The 1,370-nt window shown below is 67.9% G+C and carries 2 protein-coding genes; one reads left to right on the top strand and one right to left on the bottom strand.

The annotated features are described in order from the left end of the window. Positions 1 to 113: 113 nt before the first annotated feature. Entirely contained in the window at positions 114 to 710 is a 597-nt protein-coding gene (locus E1261_RS44755; protein WP_132416456.1) for a TetR/AcrR family transcriptional regulator, read from the bottom strand. Positions 711 to 787: 77 nt separating this feature from the next. Between E1261_RS44755 and E1261_RS44750 the strand changes: the two genes are divergently transcribed. Beyond that, positions 788 to 1,370, top strand: a 583-nt coding sequence (locus E1261_RS44750) for an SDR family NAD(P)-dependent oxidoreductase (protein WP_132416454.1), incomplete at its 3' end; no start/stop codon positions are given.

The raw sequence follows: 1,370 nt of genomic DNA, 5'->3' as shown, positions 1-1,370 counted from the left end.
GGTCCTGGGTGGGACCGGGGGCTGGGGGAGGACTCGACAACTCGGTCCGGGCATCAGGCATGGCAGAACCAAGTTTAGGCGGCCCGGTCCAGCCGCTCACGTGGTTTACCCGATCAGCAGCCGCGATAGATGTCGGCGAGCTGCTCACGCGACAACGGTGGCACCGGCAGCGGGTGTGCCGCAGACGCCCGCAACCCGTCCAGAATCAACGCCAGATGACGCCGCCAGACCGTCGTACCGGTCCCGGCCGTCGCCTCGATCGTCCGCGTGATCGACCACGTCACGAACGCCATGTCCTCGAGGGTGAAGTCAGCCCGCAGTACGCCGCCCTCCCGCGCCCGAGCCACGATCCGGCTCATCAACTCGTACCCGCGCGACAGATCTTCGGCCGAGGACGATCCGGCGAGCTCGTTGTACCCACGATCCGCAGCCTGCAGCTGACTGACCTGCTCGACGAAGTACACGAACCCGTCCCACGGATCCGCCAGCCCGAGCGCGTGGTCACCCAACCGCGCGACGGTCTGCACGTTGTCGGCAAAGGCGGCCCGCACCAGGTCGTTCCGAGTGGGGAAGCGGTTGTACAGCGTCCCGATACTCACCCCCGCCCGCTTGGCGACCGCATCCAGCGCAACGTCCAGTCCTCGCTCGGCAAACACCTCCCGGGCAGCCGTGACCAAGCGCTCCCGATTGAGTTCCGCGTCCTTCCGCACGGACCTCACCCTAGCAAAGTTGACGGCCTCCTCAACTTATGCCTAACTTGAGAACACCCTCAACTTAGGAGAACTCCATGCGCAAAGTCCTCGCCGTCCTCGGTGCCGGTCCCGGCCTCGGCCTGTCCATCGCCCACCGCTTCGGCCGCGAAGGCTTCACCGTCGCACTCGTCTCCCGGCACGCGACGCGGCACCCGTCGTACCTGGAGCAACTGGCGGACATCGACGCCCACACGTACGCCGCTGACGTCCGCGAGCCCGCAGCCCTCCGCGAAGTCCTCGCCACGATCACCGCGGACCTGGGCCCACTCGACACCGTCTACTTCGGCCCGGTCTCCGCCGACGGCGGCGGCGGCCCGATTTCGATCACCGATGCGACGACCGAACCCATCAGCGCTGCCTTCGACGCGGTCGTCGTCCCAGCCGTCGACCTCGTCAACGCCGTCCTCCCGGACATGCTCACCCGCAACACCGGCACGATCCTGATCCCCGGCGGCCTCAGCGGCAAATACCCCATCCCCATGCTCGGCGCCCTGGCCCCCGCCTCCGCTGCCCTCCGCATGTTCGTGCTGACCCTCAACGCGGCCCTCAGGGACACCGGCGTTTACGCCGCTACCCTCACCATCGGCGGCCTGATCGAAGGCGGCGACATCCACACCC

Source organism: Kribbella albertanoniae (assembly GCF_004348455.1).
GTDB lineage: Bacteria > Actinomycetota > Actinomycetes > Propionibacteriales > Kribbellaceae > Kribbella > Kribbella albertanoniae.
The sequence above is the reverse complement of the archived record's forward strand: the minus strand, read 5'-3'. Positions and strand labels throughout refer to the sequence as shown.